Origin of the sequence: Candidatus Thioglobus autotrophicus, assembly GCF_001293165.1 — a bacterium.
In the GTDB taxonomy this organism is placed as follows: domain Bacteria; phylum Pseudomonadota; class Gammaproteobacteria; order PS1; family Pseudothioglobaceae; genus Thioglobus_A; species Thioglobus_A autotrophicus.
In genome coordinates this window covers 326,515-344,618 of sequence record NZ_CP010552.1, presented here as the reverse complement: position 1 = coordinate 344,618, position 18,104 = coordinate 326,515, and the positions used below count along the sequence as shown (strand labels likewise).

The following is an 18,104-nucleotide window of genomic DNA, read 5'->3' as shown; positions in this document are numbered from 1 at the left end:
ATCTCCCGATAAAAACCTTAGTTTTTTATCAAAAAAATCCATTTATACCCCCTAAGGGATAGGTAGCAATATCACTATAAAACAGTGATATTAGCTTGCAATTACGTATAATTTGTTTCGTTCACATCTCTAAAGCATTGTGATTTTAGGGATTTATTAAATATATCGGAGAGAGAAAATGGCAAGAGAGCTATATAACACGCCCAACCTTGATGAGTTGGAAAATGGTCCATGGCCTTCGTTTGTAACAGGTCTTAAGAGATTAGCAAATGATACCCATAAAGGTGCTGACATGGCACGCGACGTACTAGGCACACTTGAAACATCTTACGTAACTAAAAAAGGTTACTGGAAAGGTGGCACAGTTGGTGTTATTGGTTACGGTGGCGGTATTATTCCACGCTTTAACGAATTAAAAGACGAAAATGGCGACTACGCTTTCCCTGCAGCTGGCGAATTTCATACATTAAGAATTCAGCCGCCAGCAGGTATGCACTATACGTCAAACTTATTACGCGATATGTGTGATATGTTTACTGACAACGGTGGTTCTGGTTTAATCGCATTCCACGGTCAATCTGGTGACATTATGTTGCAAGGTGCTACGGAAGAGACAACTCAAACAATTTTTAACACATTCAATGACTACGGTTTTGACTTAGGTGGTGCAGGTCCTGCAGTACGTACAGGTATGTCTTGTGTTGGTGCTTCACGTTGTGAAATGTCAAACGTTAATGAGCAAGCAGTTCTTAGAACTCTTGTAAATGCATTCTTAGATGACATGCACCGTCCAGCATTACCATACAAAATGAAATTTAAGGTTTCAGGTTGTGCGAACGATTGTATGAACTCAGTACAACGTGCTGACTTTGCAACGATTGGTACTTGGAGAGATGATATTAAAATCAACCAAGACTTATGGAAAGCAATGGTTGCTGACAAAGGTACTGATTACGTTGTTGACAACATTACTTCTCGTTGTCCTACTTCAGCAATGAAGCTAAATAGCGACAACTCGTTGACAATTGATAACAAAAACTGTGTTAAGTGTATGCATTGTTTAAATGTTACTTCTCCATTAACTCACAACTACATCGCTAAAGGCGACGTAGAGCCTATTCTTGCTACTGGCGATGATAAAGGTGTGATGATTATTATGGGTGGTAAGCGTACTTTGAAGATTGGTGATTTATTCGGTTCGGTAGTTGTTCCATTCATGAAGATGGATACGGCTGACGATTTAGAAGCAATCGAAGATCTAGCAGGTGAAGTCATTGACTTTTTCGCTGAGAATGCATTAGAGCACGAACGCACAGGTGAAATGATTGAGCGGATTGGTGTTGTAAACTTCCTTGAAGGTATCGGTATCAATGTAGATCCAAACATGATTAACTCTACTCGTACATCTTCATACGTTCGTATGGACGATTGGGATGAAGAAGCAGTTAAGTGGTTTGAGAATAAAGCTGAAGCTAACGCTTAAGTATTCATTAAATATATTATAAATTAGGAGAATTATTATGGCTGAAGCACCAAGAATGCCAATCGAATCTGGAGTTCCAGATCCTATTCAATACATGCACCCAACTATGCGTCGTAACTACGGCCAATGGGCATACCATGACCGTCCTCGCGCCGGTGTATTGCACCACACTTCAAAGAACAATGAAGAAATTTTCACAGTTCGTTGTGGTACAGCACGTCAAATGGATGTTTACACAATTAAAAAATTAGCAGATATTGCTGATGAATATGCAGACGGCTATGTTCGTTTCACTATGCGTTCGAACGTTGAATTCATGGTTGCAGACGGTTCTAAAGTTGATGCGTTAGTATCAGCACTAACTGAAGCAGGATTCCCTGTGGGTGGTACAGGTCCATCAGTTACGATGATTTCTCATACTCAAGGTTGGTTACACTGTGATATTCCAGGTACTGACGCATCAGGTGTTGTTAAATCACTGATGGATGAAATGCACGAAGAGTTTACGCGTGAAGAGATGCCAAATCGTGTACACATGACAACATCATGTTGTCAGATTAACTGTGGTGGTCAAGGCGATATCGCACTTAACATTCAGCACACTAAGCCGCCTAAGATTAACCATGATCTAGTATCAATGGTTTGTGAGCGTCCTACGGTTGTTGCTCGTTGTCCAGTTGCTGCGATTCGTCCAGCAATGGTTAACGGCAAGCCTACATTGGAAGTTGATGAGAAGAAATGTATCTGTTGTGGTGCATGTTTCCCACCATGTCCTCCAATGCAGATCAATGATCCTGAAAACTCCAAGATTGCTTTATGGATCGGTGGTAAGAACTCTAATGCGAGATCTAAGCCTTCATTCCATAAGCTAGTTGCTTCTAACTTACCTAACAACCCGCCAAGATGGCCGGAAGTTGGTGCAGTTGTTAAGAATATCTTGAGTGTTTATAAAGAAGATGCACGCGACTGGGAAAGAGTTGGCGAATGGGTTGACCGTATCGGCTGGCCTGCATTCTTTGAGAAGACTGGCCTACCGTTCACTAAATTCCACATCAATGATTGGAAAGGTGCACGTCATGAGCTGAACTCTTCTGCACACATCCGTTTCTAAGGTTTATTAGATATGAAGTTTGCAATTCAAGTTAACGAGGGTCCGTACCAGCATCAAGCGTCTGATACGGCTTTCCAATTCGCTAAAGCAGCGATTGAAAACGGACATGAAATTATGCGCGTATTTTTCTACCATGATGGTGTGAATAATGCGTCTAGTTTCACTTTGCCACCACAAGATGATCGCCATGTTGTTAACAACTGGGCATCTTTGGATATTAAAAATGCTGAGGGTGAGCCTGAACTAGTAGTTTGTGTTGCCGCTGCACTTCGTCGAGGTATGCTTGACGAGTCAGAAGCTAGCAAAAACTCTATTGAGGGTAATAACCTGCATCCTGCATTCCGTATTTCTGGTTTAGGCCAGTTAATCGAAGCAGGCATTCAAAGTGATCGTTTAGTGGTATTTGGAGATTAAGATGGCTACAAAGAAATTTATGTATTTAAATCGCCGATCTTCATTTGGCACCGTTTATGCAATCGAGTCATTAGAAGTAGTATTAATTGCTGCTGCTTTTGAGCAAGATGTATCTTTAGCTTTCATGGATGATGGTGTATACCAAATCGTTGAAGGTCAAAATACTGATGGTATTGGCATGAAAAACTTTTCTAAAACGTTTCACGCACTAGGTGATTATGACATTAACAAGCTTTATGTCTCTAAAGAGTCTTTAGAGGAAAGAGGTTTGTCTGAGTCTGATTTGATGCCTTTAGTGTATGAAGATGAAGATGACGACTGGGAAGAAAAGCCTTCTATTAAAGTTGTTACTAATGATGAACTTAAAGCAATTATGTCTGAACAAGACGTTTGCTTAAGTTTCTAAGAGAGGTTTAATATGTTACATACAGTAAATAAATCATCTTTCGAGCGTAATTCACTACAATCTTGCTTAAATACAATTGACGATACAAGTGTTATTTTGTTTATTGAAGATGGTGTAATTAACGCAGCGAATAACGCTAATTCATCAATGATTGCTGATCTTGCCGCTAATGGCAGAGTATTTGCACTTCAAGGTGATGTTGAAGCGAGAGGAATTTCTTCAAAACTTGCAGATAATATCAAATTAGTTGATTATGCAGGTTTTGTAGATCTAGTTGTTGAACATGGAACTGCGGTTTCTTGGGTTTAACTATAATTTATATATAGGAGTACGATTATGGCACAGATTTGTGGCGCTGAAGTAGATGAAGAAGGTTTCTTAGTAGATCTTAAAGATTGGAATGAAGACATTTGTAAGCAAATGGCTGCTGATGACGGAGTTGAATTAACTGACGAACATTGGGATGTTATTAATTTCTTACGTGAGTATTTTGAAGAGTACCAAATTGCACCTGCAGTTCGTGTACTTACAAAGGCTATCGCTAAGAGAATGGGTAAAGACAAAGGTAACTCTAAGTACCTTTACTCTTTGTTCCCTTACGGTCCTGGTAAGCAAGGTTGTCGTTTCGCTGGTCTTCCAAAGCCAACTGGTTGTATCTAGTTAGATACTTCTAATTAAAAACATCTGCATTTTTGCAGGTGTTTTTTATTTTTTAAACATTAAGTTTGAGAGCAATATGTCAACTATAAGCATTATATTTACCGCTTTATTTTACATTTCCCTATTTATTTTTATCGTGGGCATGGGTAAGAAGATCTATCAATTTTGGATCACCCCGGCACCGTTAAAAATTCCAACTGCACCAACCCAATTAACACAAACAGGTGTGGTTTTTAGAATGATTCGTGAAGTGACTTTATTTGAAAGTCTTTTTAAATCGAACAAATGGATCTGGTTATTCGGATTCTTATTTCATTTTGGCTTACTACTCGTTTTAGTTCGCCATTTGCGTTATTTTATCCCAGGTGACTTACCTGAGATTTTCTTGTTAATTCAGCCATTTAAATACGCCGCATTTGCAATGGTTATTGGTCTTGTCGGCTTATTAGTTCGCCGTATTTTTGTTGAGCGTATTCGTTATATTTCTGCACCAAGTGATTACTTGATGCTGCTTATGCTAATTGTTATTGGTGTTAGTGGTGCTATTATGACGTTTACTGATAATCATACAGATGTGATGGCCGTTAAAGCATTTGCAAGTGGCCTGGTAATTTTTGACTGGGCTAATTTACCGACTGAGATACATTTCTTAGTGCATTTATTCTTGGTATTTGTTTTATTAGCAATTTTCCCAATTTCCAAGCTACTGCATGTTCCGGGTGTTTTCTTTAGCCCAACACGTAATCAAGTTGATGATGCACGTAAAAAGCGCCACATTTCTCCTTGGGCGCTTAAACAAGAACAAGATCACGCTGTAAAACTTGAACAAACTATAGGTAAGGACGACTAATATGGCTGCTAAAGAATTTGATATCCCTGAGTTACCAACATACATCGAAATTCCAGAGTTAAATCCTGGTGTGATGGAGGGTGAGGGCCCATTTAAATCTGTTGCAGAGTTTCAAAACCCGCTAGGCTTTCCTGGTGAAAAAATTGAAAACTGGAAAGAGGTTGCCATTGAAAAAATGGGCGAGCTTAAGTCTAAATATCGCTCTGTTCAAGTATTTCTAGATTCATGTGTAAAGTGTGGCGCTTGTACTGATAAGTGTCATTATTTCCTAGGCTCTTCAGATCCTAAAAATATGCCGGTTGCGCGTCAGGATTTATTCCGTAGCGTTTACCGTCGTCATTTTACTTTTGCAGGTAAGTACTTTCCTAAATTGGTTGGCGCTAAAGAGCTTGATGATGATATGCTTGATGACTGGTATAACTATTTCCACCAGTGTTCACAGTGTCGTCGTTGTTCAGTATTCTGTCCGTACGGTATTGATACTGCTGAAATTTCTATGGCGGCAAGAGAGGTTCTTGATGCTGTAGGTGTTGGTCAAAAATATTGTAACCAGATTTTAGGTAAGGCGCTTACGGTTGGTAATAACCTTGGTCTACCTGAGCCTGCTTTAAGGGATACATTATTAGATCTTGAAGAAGAAGTTGAAGAAGATTTTGGTGCGCCAGTTAAGTATCCATTAGATCAAAAAGGCGCTGAAATTCTATTGATTACACCATCAGCTGATTTCTTTGCAGAGCCTCATATTGATGGTCTTATCGGCTATGGCAAGGTTTTTTATCAAGACGGCGTTTCTTGGACAATGAGTTCTTACGCCTCTGAAGGTGCTAACTTCGGTATGTTTATTGGTTCTTACGATATTATGCGTAAAGCTGCTTTAAGAATTCGTAAGGCAGCACTAGATCTTGAGGTTTCTCGAGTAATGGTTGGTGAGTGTGGACATGCTTGGCGTGTAGCATATAGCTTCTGGAACACTTTAAGTGGTGTTGGTGCTGGTGCACAATCAAGCGATGAGTACGCATCAAAGTTGCAAAATCAACTTGACCATAGATACCCTCAACCACAACATATTATTGAATATACACATGACTTAATTCAAAGAGGAAAGCTAAACTTTGATAAGTCAGAAAATGACGATCGTACGGTTACTTTCCATGACTCTTGTAACGTTGCACGTGCAACAAACATGGGCGGAATCCAGGGCGGTCAATTTATTCTTCCACGTGATGTAATTAAAGCGGTTTGTAATAATTACGTTGACATGGAAAGATCTACTATCAAAGAATCTACATTCTGTTGTGGCGGTGGCGGTGGCCTGCTAACCGATGACCTAATGGAGATTCGTGTTAAAGGTGCTATGCCGAGAATGCAGGCACTTAAACAAGTAGAAAAGAATGAGGGGGTTAATACTTTGGCCGCTATCTGTGCTATTTGTAAGTCGCAATTTAGTAAAGTATTACCTAAATTTGATTTTGATCCATACATGATTGTGAGTGTTCACCAATTGGTGAGTGCGGCAATTATTTTGGATAAGCCACAAACTGAAGCCGACGATGCTGAGATAGCAGAAGAAGCAGAAACTGAATAAAAACAAGGAGAATTATTATGCAAAAGAATGCTTACGGACAATCTACTAAAGGTGAAAACCATACGTTTAGATTATATAAAGATGAGGATGAAAGTCAGGTTCCATGGAATCAAATGATTTTCAAGGAAGATACTTCTCATAAGTGTCCTACTTACGTAACTCAAACGCCTCCTTGTCAAGGCTCTTGTCCTTCTGGTCACAATATTCGTGGTTGGTTAGATATTGTACGTGGCATGGAAAAGCCTACTGGCGACATGACATGGCAAGAGTATGCGTTCCGTCGTTCAACAGCTGCAAATCCATTTCCATCAGTTATGGGCCGTGTTTGTCCTGCACCTTGTGAAGATGGTTGTAACCGTAATGAAGTTGAAGATACGGTAGGTATTAACGCAGTTGAGCAATTTATTGGTGATAATGCGAAAAAAGAAGGCTATACGTTTGAAATTGAAGCAGCAGATACAGGCAAAAAAGTCGCTATTATTGGTGGTGGTTGTGGTGGTCTAGCAGCAGCATTGCAACTTCGTCGTCAAGGTCACAGCGTAACCGTATTTGAAAAATATGAGCAATTAGGCGGCATGATGATGTACGGTATTCCTGATTACCGTGTACCACGTGATGTCCTAAGTTATGAAATTGACCGTATTCTTGCAACTGGTGTTGAAACTAAAATGAATACCAAAGTAGGTGTTGATGTAACGGTTGAAGAATTAGAAAAAGAATTTGATGCAGTTTTATTTGCCATTGGCGCAATGAGCGGTCGCACACTACCTATTCCGGGTGGCGATGCTGGAAATTGTGTCTCGGGTGTTGCATTCCTTGAAGCGTACAACCAAGGTCGCTTACAGCATATTACAGGTAAAGTGATTTGTATTGGTGGTGGTGATACGTCGATTGACGTTGTATCAGTTGCCCGTCGTTTGGGTAATATTACTAATATTGCTGAGAAGGATCGTCCAGAGCATATTATTTTTAATGATACAGCGCACGATGTTGTAGATACTTCTAATCGTTTAGGTGCAGATGTTCTATTAACAACACGTTCTACTATTGAAGATATGCCTGCAGCTCAAGAAGAAATTGATGATGCAAACCGTGAGGGTGTTGAAATCCAAGGCCAACTAAGCCCGGTAGAAGTTATTACTAATGGCGAAGGCCGTGCTACAGCACTTCGTTTTGTGCGTTTAGAAGAGGATGGTTCAACGCCAATTGAAGGTTCTGAATTTGATATTGAATGTGAGTTGATTGTTTCTGCAATTGGTCAAACAGTTGATTCTGAAGGCATGGATGATTCATTCTTTAACGAGTACGGTTTTATTGACGCTGATAAAAACTACCAAGTGCCAAACAAGCCAGGTTTCTTTGTTTGTGGTGACGTTGTTCGTCCACACTTATTGACAACGGCTATTGGCCAAGCTGGTATTGTTGCTGAAAGTATTGATGACTACCTTTCTGGCCATGACCAAAAGGCACGTAATAAAGTTGACGTACATTACTTTGATCTTGCTAAGAAGCTTGATGAGTGGGATTTATCTCCAGAAGAGTATAAAAAAGGTGGTGCCGCTGGTGAAGCGACAGATACAGCAGATTACGCTATTCATAACTATGAAGATCGTGCCTATGCATCGATCATTTCTCATACAGAATTATTCTTAGGTCACTTTGACTACGAAGATCGTAATGCGCGTAACCATAAGCTGGTTGACGTTGATAACGTTCTGGGTAACTTTGAAGAGCGATTAATTGGTTATTCTGAGGAAGAAGTTCAGAAAGAAGCGGCACGCTGTATGTCGTGTGGCCTATGTTTCGAGTGTGACAACTGTGTTATGTATTGTCCACAAGATGCAGTATTTAAAGTTAAGGCTGACAAGGCGACGCTAGGTCGTTATGTCGATACCGATTACAACAAGTGTGTTGGTTGTCATATTTGTGCTGACGTATGTCCTACAGGCTACATTCAGATGGGTCTTGGCGAGTAATACGATTTAATTTTTTGAAGAGAGTGAATATGAGTCGTTTATTGATTGTTTTTTTAAGTGTGCTGTTAAGTAGTGTTGTTGTACAGGCTGATCACCACATTCCTAATCTTGGCGAAAAAGCAACTGAGTTTAAGGATGATGGCGAAGAGGCGCATAAGCGTGAAGGCATGAGCCATGCAGCGAGTCTAATTCTGCAACGTAAAATGCATCCTGAGCTTTTACTACATAAGCGTGACAAAACATTACGCCAAGGCGTACGTGGCGGTTATGTCCAATTAAAAAAATGTGTTGAGTGTCACACATCTGTCGATGAAAGTGGTGAATTTATTCCGGTCAATGCACCCGATCAATTCTGCTCAACCTGTCATCAAAAAGTGGGCACAAGCCTAGATTGTTTTTCTTGTCACCGTACCACGCCAGCGGAGGAAATGTAATGAAAGAATTAAATCGTCGCGAATTTATTAAAAGTACAACCGTTGCCACAGCAGGTGTTGCTACGATTGCCAGTGGTATTTCGCTAACAACTTTTGCCGCTGAGCCTAAAGAAACAAATCCAGTTACAAATGAAAAACGCTGGGGTATGTTGATTGACACTAATAAGCTAACTGAAACTGATATTGATGACATGGTAAATGCCTGTCAAGAAGAGCAGGGTTGGGGTGAAGAGACGCATTCAAATGCCGATCAAAAGCCAAGCTGGATTAAGAAAGTCAAGGTGAAAGATACAGCCACTCAAAGAATTAGCAATTTAGCCCTTATGTGTCAGCATTGTGAAGAACCGCCTTGTGTCGATGTCTGCCCAACTAACGCCTCAATGAAGCGTGAAGACGGTATTGTTTTAGTAGATAGACACTTGTGTATTGGTTGTCGCTACTGCATGATGGCTTGTCCATACGATGCGCGTTCATTTGTTCATGAAGAGCTAACAAACCAAAAAGAGCATATGCCTCGTGGCAAAGGAACGGTTGAATCTTGCACGATGTGTGTTCACAAAGTTGACAAAGGCGAGCAGCCAGCTTGTGTGGAAGCACTGAATGGCGACGCTGTTATATTTGGCGACTTACTAGATCCAACTAGCAACATCCATCAGACATTAAAGAGAGTTCAAAGTACACAAATCCGTGCAGATTTAAATCTGAATACGGGCGTACGTTACAGTGGAATTTAAGAGAAGTTTATGAGCATTATTCGTTACGAGCAAACACAAGGTAAGAGTTTAGGTTTTTATGCACTGATTGCAGGTCTGGGCGCTTTTGTTTTGGCAGCACTAGCAAGTGTTTACTTTATGGAGCACAATGGCCATCACGTTACTGGCATGAGTAACCATATCGTTTGGGGCTTGCCACACGTGTTTGCTTTATTCTTAATTGTCGCTGCTTCTGGTGCGCTTAATATCGCCTCTATCGCTTCTGTCTTTAATAAAAAGATATACAAACCTTTGTCGCGCCTATCAGGTCTTGTGGCTTTGGCATTGTTAGCTGGTGGATTAATGGTGTTGGTGCTTGACTTAGGCCGACCTGATCGTTTAATTGTTGCCATGACTGAATACAATTTCGAGTCTATTTTTGCCTGGAACATTATTTTATATAACGGTTTTTTCCTGATTGTTGGTGTTTATTTGTGGATGATGTTCGAGCGTCGTATGAATAAATATAGCCGAAAAGTCGGTATTGCAGCTTTCACATGGCGACTAATTCTAACAACGGGTACCGGCTCAATCTTTGGATTTCTAGTGGCTAGGCAAGCTTACGATGCAGTTATTATGGCGCCTATGTTTGTAGTAATGTCATTTGCTTTTGGCTTAGCGTTTTTTGTATTGGTATTAATGGCAAGCTACAAATGGACGGCGCGTCCATTGGGTGATGCGATTGTTAATCGCCTCAGTAATTTATTAGGTGTGTTTGTTGCCGCTGTCATGTATTTTGTTGCGGTTTATCATTTGGGTAATTTATATTTGGCTGAGAATTCTGGTGTTGAGAATTTCATTCTAATGGATGGTGGTATCTACACCCAGTTGTTCTGGTATGGTCAAATTATCATGGGCAGTTTACTGCCGTTAGCACTACTTTATTCTCCAGCAACTAAGGGTAATCGCTCTATGCTGGGTTTGGCTTCAGTGTTAATTATCTTAGGTGGCATCGCTCAACTTTACGTGATTATTATTGGCGGTCAAGCTTATCCAATGGAGCTGTTCCCGGGCAAAGAGATTTTGGAAGGCTACGGTACAATTGCAGCTTACACACCAACCTTGCCGGAGTTAATGTTAGGCTTAGGTGGTATGGCAGTTGCTTTAATCGCAATTACTTATCTGGTTAAGTTTTTACCTTTCTTGCCAGAAAGCTTGGCTGACAATGTTGCTGATCCGCACCATAAAAGCTAAAAAGCGCCTACAATAGGGCAGACTATGTCCCTTTATCTTTCCGCAGCACACAAATCCTCAGGCAAAACCGTCGTTAGTCTGGGGATTTGTGGCGCTCTGAAAGCGCAAAAATTAGCCGTCCAACCTTTTAAAAAAGGCCCAGACTATATCGATCCTATTTGGCTGACTCAGGCCAGTGGCAAGCCGTGTTACAATCTTGACTTTTACAATATGACTGAAGCCGAGATTCTTCAGCTATATGGCGATAAAAACTCAACAGCTGATATTTCCATTATTGAAGGCAATAAAGGCCTATATGACGGCATGAGCGTTACTGGTGGCGATGCAAATGCTGATCTGGCTAAGTTATTAGATATTCCGGTAATTTTAGTGGTCGATACGACTGGTATTACTCGAGGTGTTGCTGCTTTGGTTAAGGGTTATCAAGATTTTGATCAAGAGGTTAATATTGCCGGCGTTATTTTAAATAAAGTCGCTGGTGAGCGTCATCAGTCCAAGCTGGTTCAAGCTATTGAATACTATACAGATATCCCTATTATTGGCTCAGTCAGACGTTCAAAGGCGCTTATCATTGATGAGCGTCATTTAGGGTTAATGCCCGCTAACGAAACCCCTCAATCTCAGCAGTTTATTAATAGTGCCTCTCAGCTAATTGCAGATCAGGTAGATTTAAATAAATTAATCAGCTTAGAGAAAAGTACTCAAACAGCGCAGACTGAAAGTATAAAACTTAGTACACCTCAATTGCGTGTCGCTATCGCAAAAGATAGTAGTTTTGGTTTTTATTATCAAGATGATTTGGATAAGTTTAGTGAGTTAGATGTTGAGCTGATTTATTTTAATACCTTGGAAGATTCTTCATTGCCCGAGTGCGACGGCCTATTTATCGGTGGCGGCTTTCCAGAAATGCAACTAGAAGCGCTTAGTGCGAATCAATCCTTACTAAAAGATATTAAACTCAAGATTGAGCAAGGTCTGCCAACTTACGCCGAATGTGGTGGCTTAATGTATCTCACTCAACAAATTACCAATCAGGCGGACTCTTATCCGATGGTTGGGGTAATTGACGCAGATACAAGCATGACACCTAAGCCTATTGGACGAGGCTATGTACAACTTGAGCCCACTAAAGAGCATCCTTGGAAAAATGTGGCGAGCACTATTTTTGCTCATGAGTTTCATTATTCCAAACTAGATAATATTGATCCAAAAACCCATTACGCTTTTAAGGTTTTGCGTGGTGTGGGTGTGGATAATAAGCGCGACGGCATTCTTAAATACAACCTACTTGCTTGTTATACGCATCTGCGTAATGTGGCAGGTAATCAGTGGGTTGAGCAATTTGTCGATTTTATTCGAACCATTAAAAACCCATCACTATGATTACCATTACCAAAAAAGCAGCAGAAGAAATATCTCTTTCAACTCACAATCCAGAAACTCAAGGCATGGTGATTCGCTTTGCCGTAGATCAAACCGAAGAAGGGTTTCAGTATTTAATGGGTTTTGATGATCGCCATGATAGTGATATTCACCTAGAATCAAATGGTGTTGAGTATATTTTGGCTTACGAGCAAAAAGAACTACTAGAAGGGATGGTGGTTGACTTTGATCAAATCGAAGCTGACCAGGATTATAGCTTTGTATTTATGAATCCAAACGATCCAGACTATACTGCACCAGAAGAAAATCACGCACCTGAGAAGTCTTAATTATTTAGTCATTCTAGCTGCTAAAAAATTTAGGAAATAATCAAAACGACTGTTAAAAGATCGATAATTTTCATTTTATTGGGTTAAAAATAGCATTTTAAGCTTGGAAACGAGTGGTTTTCAAGGTGTTTGTTGATTGCAAACACCCAGATTTTAAAAATTTCACAAATTTCACAAATGGACTATTTGTAGTAGTTCAGAATGCCTTGATAGATAGCATTGGCAATTTTATCTTGTTCTTTGTTGCTGTTAAGTCGCCTCTCTTCCTCAGGGTTGGAGATAAAGGCAGTTTCCACTAATACTGAGGGAATGGCCGGTGTCTTTAAGACAACAAAGTCGGCTTTTTGTGGTTTTTTCTTGTGCAGATGGCCAATTTTCTGCATCTGTTGTAAGATTTTAGTGCCCAATTTTTGACTCTGAGTATCTCGGTCTTTTCTGGATAAATCCCAAAGGATTTTGTTTAAATATTGATCTTTGCTATTAAGCTTTTGCTTGACGCCAAATTGATCAGCCGTATTTTGAGATTTTTCTAAACGTCGTGCAAAGTTGGTCGACCCGCCACGCTCTGACAAAATATAAACCGAAGCGCCTTTAGCGCGTCTGCTTTTAACGGCGTCAGCATGAATGGAGACAAACAAAGAGGCTTGGTTGGCTTGGGCGATGCGAATACGCTGAGTAAGACCCACGTAATAATCGCCTCGGCGCGTCAAAACAGCTTTCATGCCGCGAGTGGCATTAATCTTGTTGGCTAATTTTTTGGCTATACTGAGGGTGATGCGTTTTTCTTTTGAGCGTTTATAGCCGATTGCACCCGGATCTTCGCCGCCATGTCCGGCGTCAATTAATATAATTCTGGTGCCATGCTGCTTACTGACTAAGGCTTTGCTAAGGGATTTTTTAGATTTTTTGACAGCTTTAGTAGTTTGATTTTTTTGATCATAGAGGTCTACAACTAAGCGGTGGTGGCGATATTTATCATTTGGTTTAAGCGTATAGCTTTTGATTTGATATTGGCCGTGCAATTTAAATTTGAATTGGTAGGTGGTGTCGTCGCGCTTGACACGTGTTTTTTTAATGCGTTGATCGGTGAAGAATAATTTTTTGTAAGTGTCTTTTAGTAGCTTGGCGTTGCGAATACCAAGGGTGAATTGATTTTGTTGTTGATTGATTGAAAATCTAACGCCTTGATCAACATCAATTACGATTCTAGTACGCTCAGGGGAGCTCCAAAAACGAAAATCATGCAGTGTGGTTCGATTGTCAGCAAAGGCACTACTGAGAAAAAATAAGCCGATTAGCAGGCTAATTAATCGATGCATTGCAAGAGTTGTTTGCCAGTGTCGTTACTGGCGCTAAGTGTTAGTTTTCGAGTGTTGTCCTCACCGCTGATGCTAATTACTAAGTCAGCAGGTGCAATAATCCCCTTGCCAAGCTCAGCCCATTCGATCAGTTGGATGTGTCCAGGCTGCGCATACTCGCGAATGCCAATATATTCTAGTTCTTCTGGATCGCTGAGGCGATAGCAATCAAAATGATGAATACTAATTGCGCTATTAAGATAGCTTTCCACTAATGAATAAGTTGGGCTTTTAACGCGATCAAAGCCGAAGAATTGGATAAATCCTCGTGCAAACGTGGTTTTTCCTGCGCCTAGATCACCTTCTAAATAGATAACAATTGCTTGCGGGCTGGCTTGTGCGCAAGCAGCAAGTTTGCGTGCAAAAGCAATGGTTTGGGATTCATGTGTAAATTCAAAATTCAAAATAACTGCCACATATAAAGACTAAAGACACTTACTAAAACCACACCTTCGAATCGATTAATAATGTGTTTTTTACCAAATTTGTAGGAAACAACAAAGAGTAAAACCGTTAATAGTAGCATGACGGGATAATCGCGCTCAATCACTTCAGGGGCAATATTAGAAGGATGAATAAGACCTGGAATAGCCAGCACCGCAATGGTGTTAAAGAGGTTTGAGCCAATGACATTGCCCACGACCATTTCATATTGTTTTTTCAAGACACTGGCCACGGAAACAGCTAATTCTGGCAAGCTGGTGCCGAGTGCAACCACAGTGAGTCCGATGATTAAATCAGATACGCCAAAGGCTTGCGCCACTTCGATACCACCCCAAACCACTAATTTAGCGCTCGAGATTAAAACGATTAACCCAATGAGAAGCATAATCCAAGTCTTGGTAGTTTGGCTTTTATCAACAGCTTGTTTGAATTCGTCAAATTCGTGATTTTGGGTATTTTTTGCCGCTTTAAAAGTATAGGCTAGAAATAGAACGAGTAGCGTGAGTAGTACAAATCCATCAATTGCGTCTAGACGCAGATCCCAAAGTAATAGGCCAGCAACCAGGGTGGCTAGCATTAAAAAGACCCACTCTTTTTTGAGAATATCACCATGTACTTCAATCGGTGCTATGATGGCGCTAATACCTAGTACTAAAGCAATATTAAAAATATTAGAGCCCACAGCGTTACCAATACTTAAGCCGGTATTGCCATCCATAGCAGCCAAGCCTGATACCAGCATTTCTGGTGCAGAGGTGCCAAAGCCAAAAATCAATAGACCAATAATCAACGGTGAAACTTTGAAAATATTAGCAATCTTTGCGCCGTTTTCTGTGAATTCGTCCGCACTCCAAATTAAAAGTACAAAACCTGATAATAAGGCAATAATTGGTAGTAGAATGTCGGTCATATTGATTTTTTGTTAAATTTTTGTTTATTATAAAGGCCGAGCCATACAAGATGAGTGAAACAGAGTTTTTAATTGGCCGTCACGGTTTAGATTTAGTTGATGATTTTTACCCAGATGACCTACCGAGTGAATGGCGTTTTGATTATTATTCAACGTTATTTAAAGCCTTATCATTGCCAATCGATACTTCAGAAGACTTGGAGCTAATTTTTGAAGAGCTAGCAGATAGTGACGAGGAATTTGAGCTAGTTCTAACGATCAAACCTCAACAACTGCTTGATATTAAGACGCTACAGGCGTTACTGAGTCCAGTTGAATCGTCTCGAGCGTTGTTTATTTTATCCGCAGAACTAGATCAAGCACCTAGTGCTGAGGTTATGAGCTTGTTAGAGGGTTACCGATTGTCATTTCAGTCAACCACTGAATATGAGTTAAACCTAGAAAGTAAGCAAGCTATGGGTCAATATTTGTATTACACGCATCTACCCGTTTTTCATTTGCAAGGGGATGGCGATGACAAGCGAATGCGAGCCAATGTTGAAAAGGTTGCTAAAATAAATATGCGCACCGTGCTGATTTGTAATCAGGCAGAAAGCGATACCTTGCATAAACTTCGAACCATTTCAGAGATTTTAGGTCATTAAATGGTGAATGTTTTACTCACTCGTCCACTGACGCAAGTTGTTGCGCTTGAAGCCTTGGTGGCTGATAGCGGACATCAGCCGTTATTATTTCCCACACTAGAAATCAAGGCACTTGAAGCATCGGTTGAACGTAAGCAGTATGACGCGGTGATTTTTATTAGTGCTAATGCCGTTGTGCACGGCATGAAAATTTTAGCTCAAATTTCTTATTCATCGGTGTTCGCGGTTGGCGCGGCAACCGCTAAAAAACTGAATGATTATAATATCTCTGTTGACGACTTCCCTCAAGAAAAAGCCTCTAGCGAGGCGCTGCTCAGTCTTGAGTCTGTGTCTTGTTTGCAGAATAAAAAAATCTTAATTTTTAGGGGTAAGGGCGGGCGTGAAACGCTCAAAATAGGCTTAGAAAAAACACATAATCAGGTAACGTACGCGCAAGTTTATGATCGTGTTATTTGCACACTAAGCGAGCTACATAAACAGTCTTTAAAGGTTTTTTTGTCAGATTCACAAGGATTTATTAGCATTACCAGTAATGAAAACTTGGATGGATTAATGGTATTGGCAAAGCAATTAAACCATTTGGATAATTTGAAAAATTATCCACTAATCGTTTTGAGTGAGCGCATTAAACAATACGCACATTCTTGTGGCTTTAGTCAAGTAATCGTCACGCAAGATATTAGCGATCAGGCTGTTGTGTCAGTATTAGCATAAAGTGATACACTTGACAATTAAATAAAAGTTGATTAATTTAGTAGGTAATAAAGTAATATTTTTTCTGGGGAGAAAAGTTATATGATTAAATTAAGTGTTTCTCAAGCTGCTCGTCGATTAGGTGTTAGTCGGGCTCATATTCAAGATCAAATCAACTTGGGAAAATTGCAAACGCACGAAGGTTATGTCACGACCGATAGTATTCGATTAGCTTACCCAGCTTATAATTTGCACTCAGAACAAGAGCTGCATTTGCAGAAAATGCAACAAATTAAAGCCGATGCTATGTATAAAGCGGGTGCAGCAGACGCGATTAAACAAGAAAACGAACAGGCGCTAATAGCGACTATTACAGCCTTAAAGTCTAAGCTTTATAAAGAAGAAGTTAAAAATCAACATTATCAGCTGGTTTTTTCGCAGCTTGGTGATCGCTTAGAGGTGCTTGAAAAGTGTTGTCATAAGCAAGACAAACGACCGTTAAATGAATTGCAAAACTGGGTTAGCCAGCAATCTCATTAAAATTTATAGTAGATTTTTAGCCAACGTTAAAGAAGGCTGTGACCTGTTCATGGTGTAGAAATGAAAATTTTCTACCCCTTGAGATTTGAGCTGGTCGCAAAGATTATCAACCACTTCTAAGCCAAAAGCAGATAAAGACTCTAAGTCATCACCAAATACCGCCAAACGCTTTTCAACCCAGCGTGGAATTTCTGCACCACACATATTGGAAAATCTGAGTAATTGGTCATGATTGGTGATGGGCATAATGCCAGGCGTTATGGGCGCATCGATACCTAGTTTTTGTACATCGTCTACAAACCTAAGATAGGCATCTACATTGTAAAAATACTGTGTAATAGCGCTATTAGCGCCTGCTTTCATTTTATTGGCAAAATGCTGAATATCAGTATTCATATTTTTGGCTTGCGGATGCATTTCTGGATAGGCCGCTACCTCAATGTGAAAGTGGTCATTAAATTCGTGACGAATAAAAGCTACTAATTCGCTCGCATAATGAAAATCACCAATATCACGAACACCAGAGGGGATATCCCCACGTAGCGCAACAATGCGATTAATACCAGCGGCTTTATACTGGCTTAGTAAGGCTAAAATTTTAGATTTTTCAGAATCAATACAAGAAAGGTGTGGCGCTGCTGAGACGCCATCATTTGCTTGAATATCTAATACCGTTTCTAGCGTTGCCTCTTGCGTAGTGCCGCCAGCGCCAAACGTGGTTGAGAAATAATGCGGCTTAATAGCGGATAACTCTTGACGAACTTGTTTAAGATTTAGTTTGCCTTGATCTGTTCTAGGCGGGAAAAATTCAAAACTTAATTGCATTGGTAGTTAACGTTAGTTAAAAGTAGGCTAATTATAGCTTATTTCAAATCATGAAGAGTGGTTCGGTTTTTCTGTCCACGGGCTGGTATTCGGGTAAAATTTCACAATTTACT

21 protein-coding genes are annotated in these 18,104 nt (G+C 40.2%); 17 read left to right on the top strand and 4 right to left on the bottom strand.

Annotation, left to right across the window (positions count from 1 at the left end):
- Positions 1-178: 178 nt before the first annotated feature.
- The 14 genes from dsrA to SP60_RS01810 all read left to right on the top strand — a co-directional run bounded on the left by dsrA (position 179) and on the right by SP60_RS01810 (position 12,577).
- Complete coding sequence (gene dsrA / locus SP60_RS01875; RefSeq protein ID WP_053951025.1) at positions 179-1,483, top strand: dissimilatory-type sulfite reductase subunit alpha; 1,305 nt, start codon at positions 179-181, stop codon at positions 1,481-1,483.
- Positions 1,484-1,520: 37 nt separating this feature from the next.
- Positions 1,521-2,594, top strand: a complete 1,074-nt coding sequence (gene dsrB / locus SP60_RS01870; protein WP_053951024.1) for a dissimilatory-type sulfite reductase subunit beta — start codon at positions 1,521-1,523, stop codon at positions 2,592-2,594.
- Between the two features lie 12 nt (positions 2,595-2,606).
- Complete coding sequence (gene tusD, locus SP60_RS01865; protein ID WP_053951023.1) at positions 2,607-3,008, top strand: sulfurtransferase complex subunit TusD; 402 nt, start codon at positions 2,607-2,609, stop codon at positions 3,006-3,008.
- Position 3,009: 1 nt separating this feature from the next.
- On the top strand, positions 3,010-3,414 hold the full coding sequence (tusC, locus tag SP60_RS01860; RefSeq protein ID WP_053951022.1) for a sulfurtransferase complex subunit TusC: 405 nt from the start codon (positions 3,010-3,012) through the stop codon (positions 3,412-3,414).
- 12 nt (positions 3,415-3,426) lie between these two features.
- The gene (gene tusB, locus SP60_RS01855) at positions 3,427-3,723 is read left to right on the top strand and encodes a sulfurtransferase complex subunit TusB (protein WP_053951021.1); all 297 of its coding nucleotides are present in this window, start codon (positions 3,427-3,429) and stop codon (positions 3,721-3,723) included.
- Between the two features lie 27 nt (positions 3,724-3,750).
- On the top strand, positions 3,751-4,074 hold the full coding sequence (locus SP60_RS01850) for a TusE/DsrC/DsvC family sulfur relay protein (RefSeq protein ID WP_053951020.1): 324 nt from the start codon (positions 3,751-3,753) through the stop codon (positions 4,072-4,074).
- Positions 4,075-4,150: 76 nt separating this feature from the next.
- Positions 4,151-4,924: a respiratory nitrate reductase subunit gamma gene (locus SP60_RS01845; protein WP_053951019.1), complete on the top strand. Its 774-nt coding sequence runs from the start codon at positions 4,151-4,153 to the stop codon at positions 4,922-4,924.
- A gap of 1 nt (position 4,925) precedes the next feature.
- Positions 4,926-6,509, top strand: a complete 1,584-nt coding sequence (dsrK, locus tag SP60_RS01840; RefSeq protein WP_053951018.1) for a sulfate reduction electron transfer complex DsrMKJOP subunit DsrK — start codon at positions 4,926-4,928, stop codon at positions 6,507-6,509.
- Positions 6,510-6,526: 17 nt separating this feature from the next.
- Entirely contained in the window at positions 6,527-8,485 is a 1,959-nt protein-coding gene (locus tag SP60_RS01835) for an NAD(P)-binding protein (protein WP_053951017.1), read from the top strand.
- A gap of 29 nt (positions 8,486-8,514) precedes the next feature.
- Positions 8,515-8,919 carry a cytochrome c3 family protein gene (locus tag SP60_RS01830; protein WP_053951016.1) on the top strand — a complete coding sequence of 135 codons (405 nt, stop codon included), beginning with the start codon at positions 8,515-8,517 and terminating at the stop codon, positions 8,917-8,919.
- Positions 8,919-9,653, top strand: coding sequence for a sulfate reduction electron transfer complex DsrMKJOP subunit DsrO (gene dsrO, locus SP60_RS01825; RefSeq protein WP_053951015.1), 735 nt, complete (start codon positions 8,919-8,921; stop codon positions 9,651-9,653). The genes SP60_RS01830 and dsrO overlap by 1 nt, the downstream gene beginning before the upstream one ends.
- Before the next feature lie 9 nt (positions 9,654-9,662).
- Positions 9,663-10,865 (top strand): NrfD/PsrC family molybdoenzyme membrane anchor subunit, encoded by a 1,203-nt coding sequence (nrfD, locus tag SP60_RS01820; protein ID WP_053951014.1) that lies wholly within the window; start codon positions 9,663-9,665, stop codon positions 10,863-10,865.
- A 24-nt stretch (positions 10,866-10,889) separates the two neighbouring features.
- Positions 10,890-12,248 carry a cobyrinic acid a,c-diamide synthase CobB gene (locus tag SP60_RS01815; protein ID WP_053951013.1) on the top strand — a complete coding sequence of 453 codons (1,359 nt, stop codon included), beginning with the start codon at positions 10,890-10,892 and terminating at the stop codon, positions 12,246-12,248.
- A complete protein-coding gene (locus SP60_RS01810) occupies positions 12,245-12,577 on the top strand; it encodes a HesB/IscA family protein (protein WP_053951012.1) in 333 nt (110 codons plus the stop codon). The genes SP60_RS01815 and SP60_RS01810 overlap by 4 nt, the downstream gene beginning before the upstream one ends.
- Positions 12,578-12,759: 182 nt before the next feature.
- On the opposite strand, the gene SP60_RS01805 is transcribed toward SP60_RS01810, so the two are convergent.
- The 3 genes from SP60_RS01805 to SP60_RS01795 are packed head-to-tail and all read right to left on the bottom strand — an operon-like array spanning position 12,760 to position 15,289.
- Positions 12,760-13,896, bottom strand: coding sequence for an N-acetylmuramoyl-L-alanine amidase family protein (locus SP60_RS01805; RefSeq protein WP_053951011.1), 1,137 nt, complete (start codon positions 13,894-13,896; stop codon positions 12,760-12,762).
- Positions 13,884-14,339, bottom strand: a complete 456-nt coding sequence (gene tsaE, locus SP60_RS01800; RefSeq protein WP_144418565.1) for a tRNA (adenosine(37)-N6)-threonylcarbamoyltransferase complex ATPase subunit type 1 TsaE — start codon at positions 14,337-14,339, stop codon at positions 13,884-13,886. Before tsaE ends, SP60_RS01805 begins: the two co-directional genes overlap by 13 nt.
- Positions 14,336-15,289, bottom strand: a complete 954-nt coding sequence (locus SP60_RS01795; protein WP_199401939.1) for a calcium/sodium antiporter — start codon at positions 15,287-15,289, stop codon at positions 14,336-14,338. Before SP60_RS01795 ends, tsaE begins: the two co-directional genes overlap by 4 nt.
- Before the next feature lie 50 nt (positions 15,290-15,339).
- Here SP60_RS01795 and SP60_RS01790 point away from each other — a divergent pair, with 50 nt between their 5' ends.
- The 3 genes from SP60_RS01790 (at position 15,340) to SP60_RS01780 (ending at position 17,166) form a co-directional block, all read left to right on the top strand.
- Entirely contained in the window at positions 15,340-15,933 is a 594-nt protein-coding gene (locus SP60_RS01790; RefSeq protein ID WP_053951010.1) for a hypothetical protein, read from the top strand.
- Positions 15,934-16,647, top strand: a complete 714-nt coding sequence (locus tag SP60_RS01785; RefSeq protein WP_233487278.1) for a uroporphyrinogen-III synthase — start codon at positions 15,934-15,936, stop codon at positions 16,645-16,647.
- A gap of 81 nt (positions 16,648-16,728) precedes the next feature.
- Positions 16,729-17,166: a hypothetical protein gene (locus SP60_RS01780; protein WP_053951009.1), complete on the top strand. Its 438-nt coding sequence runs from the start codon at positions 16,729-16,731 to the stop codon at positions 17,164-17,166.
- Between the two features lie 3 nt (positions 17,167-17,169).
- Here the strand turns inward: SP60_RS01780 and metF are convergent, their stop codons facing one another.
- On the bottom strand, positions 17,170-17,991 hold the full coding sequence (metF, locus tag SP60_RS01775; RefSeq protein WP_053951008.1) for a methylenetetrahydrofolate reductase [NAD(P)H]: 822 nt from the start codon (positions 17,989-17,991) through the stop codon (positions 17,170-17,172).
- Positions 17,992-18,104 lie beyond the last annotated feature (113 nt).

What these genes read in the sequence shown, in the direction of transcription:
- dsrA (WP_053951025.1), top strand. Translation starts at nt 179, where the DNA reads ATGGCAAGAGAGCTATATAACACGCCCAACCTTGATGAGTTGGAAAAT.
- dsrB (WP_053951024.1), top strand. Translation starts at nt 1,521, where the DNA reads ATGGCTGAAGCACCAAGAATGCCAATCGAATCTGGAGTTCCAGATCCT.
- tusD (WP_053951023.1), top strand. Translation starts at nt 2,607, where the DNA reads ATGAAGTTTGCAATTCAAGTTAACGAGGGTCCGTACCAGCATCAAGCG.
- tusC (WP_053951022.1), top strand. Translation starts at nt 3,010, where the DNA reads ATGGCTACAAAGAAATTTATGTATTTAAATCGCCGATCTTCATTTGGC.
- tusB (WP_053951021.1), top strand. Translation starts at nt 3,427, where the DNA reads ATGTTACATACAGTAAATAAATCATCTTTCGAGCGTAATTCACTACAA.
- SP60_RS01850 (WP_053951020.1), top strand. Translation starts at nt 3,751, where the DNA reads ATGGCACAGATTTGTGGCGCTGAAGTAGATGAAGAAGGTTTCTTAGTA.
- SP60_RS01845 (WP_053951019.1), top strand. Translation starts at nt 4,151, where the DNA reads ATGTCAACTATAAGCATTATATTTACCGCTTTATTTTACATTTCCCTA.
- dsrK (WP_053951018.1), top strand. Translation starts at nt 4,926, where the DNA reads ATGGCTGCTAAAGAATTTGATATCCCTGAGTTACCAACATACATCGAA.
- SP60_RS01835 (WP_053951017.1), top strand. Translation starts at nt 6,527, where the DNA reads ATGCAAAAGAATGCTTACGGACAATCTACTAAAGGTGAAAACCATACG.
- SP60_RS01830 (WP_053951016.1), top strand. Translation starts at nt 8,515, where the DNA reads ATGAGTCGTTTATTGATTGTTTTTTTAAGTGTGCTGTTAAGTAGTGTT.
- dsrO (WP_053951015.1), top strand. Translation starts at nt 8,919, where the DNA reads ATGAAAGAATTAAATCGTCGCGAATTTATTAAAAGTACAACCGTTGCC.
- nrfD (WP_053951014.1), top strand. Translation starts at nt 9,663, where the DNA reads ATGAGCATTATTCGTTACGAGCAAACACAAGGTAAGAGTTTAGGTTTT.
- SP60_RS01815 (WP_053951013.1), top strand. Translation starts at nt 10,890, where the DNA reads ATGTCCCTTTATCTTTCCGCAGCACACAAATCCTCAGGCAAAACCGTC.
- SP60_RS01810 (WP_053951012.1), top strand. Translation starts at nt 12,245, where the DNA reads ATGATTACCATTACCAAAAAAGCAGCAGAAGAAATATCTCTTTCAACT.
- SP60_RS01805 (WP_053951011.1), bottom strand. Translation starts at nt 13,896, where the DNA reads ATGCATCGATTAATTAGCCTGCTAATCGGCTTATTTTTTCTCAGTAGT.
- SP60_RS01795 (WP_199401939.1), bottom strand. Translation starts at nt 15,289, where the DNA reads ATGACCGACATTCTACTACCAATTATTGCCTTATTATCAGGTTTTGTA.
- SP60_RS01790 (WP_053951010.1), top strand. Translation starts at nt 15,340, where the DNA reads ATGAGTGAAACAGAGTTTTTAATTGGCCGTCACGGTTTAGATTTAGTT.
- SP60_RS01785 (WP_233487278.1), top strand. Translation starts at nt 15,934, where the DNA reads ATGGTGAATGTTTTACTCACTCGTCCACTGACGCAAGTTGTTGCGCTT.
- SP60_RS01780 (WP_053951009.1), top strand. Translation starts at nt 16,729, where the DNA reads ATGATTAAATTAAGTGTTTCTCAAGCTGCTCGTCGATTAGGTGTTAGT.
- metF (WP_053951008.1), bottom strand. Translation starts at nt 17,991, where the DNA reads ATGCAATTAAGTTTTGAATTTTTCCCGCCTAGAACAGATCAAGGCAAA.